Origin of the sequence: Mycetohabitans sp. B3, from assembly GCF_021498065.1 — a bacterium.
Lineage (GTDB): Bacteria > Pseudomonadota > Gammaproteobacteria > Burkholderiales > Burkholderiaceae > Mycetohabitans.
The window spans coordinates 1-932 of sequence record NZ_JAHLKN010000186.1; the positions used below are offsets into that span (position 1 = coordinate 1).

Sequence of the window (932 nt, forward strand, 5' to 3'; positions counted from 1 at the left end):
ACTATCCAGTAACGCCAGCAACGCCACTTTTTCGCCCTGGTGTTCGAGTCGAACAGCCATGCTATGCGCCACATTGCCGCCGAAGCTCCATCCTAATAAGCAGTAAGGCCCTTTGGGCTGAACCCGGCGCATTTGTTCAAGATAGTCTGACACCATCTCGTCAAGGGTCGATGCAAGCGGGCTTATTCCATCTAACCCACGAGCCTGCAGGCCATAAAGGGGCTGGTTCGGGGGAAGGTAATTGGACAGCTCCATATAGCTCCAGCTCAAACCCAATGCGGGATGAATGCAGAAAAGAGCAGGATGACTGCCTGTGGGCCTAAGAGGAAGCAGAACGGAAAACGAGTTTTTCTGGATCCCGTCACGCTTAAGTAAATGGTGTGCTAAGCCTGCGAGGGTGGGTGCCTCAAACAGCGTACGAATAGCAAGGTCAATCCCTAACGCTGTACGTACACGACTGATCAGGCGCATGGCCAGCAGCGAGTGGCCTCCGAGCGCAAAGAAACTGTCGTGCCAACCGACCTGCTTCACACCCAATAGCTCGGCCCAGATCGACGCGAGTGTCGTCTCGAGCTCGCCTTGTGGCGCTTCATACGCTTGGTGCGCCAGCGCCGCGTCATCCGGTGCGGGCAGCGCGCGCCGATCGAGCTTGCCGTTGGGCGTCAGCGGAAACGCGTCCAGCCGCACAAATGCGCTGGGCACCATATACTCGGGCAATGTTGCGGCCACATGCGCACGCAGCGTGCTCGCCAGTGGCTCATCCGCTTCGGACTGCACATACGCCACCAGCCGCTTAGCCGAGCCCTCACCGGTTGCTACCACCACCGCATCACGCACCTGCGGGTGCACCGTTAAGCACGCTTCGATCTCGCCTGGTTCAATCCGAAAGCCGCGGATCTTCACTTGCTCATCGTTGCGCCCCAAATACTCCA

1 protein-coding gene is annotated in these 932 nt (G+C 58.4%); it reads right to left on the reverse strand.

Going from position 1 to position 932, the window contains the following annotated elements; all coding sequences use genetic code 11:
* A partial coding sequence (locus KQH55_RS16205; protein ID WP_235091691.1) for a thioesterase domain-containing protein occupies window positions 1-932 on the reverse strand: 932 nt, incomplete at both ends.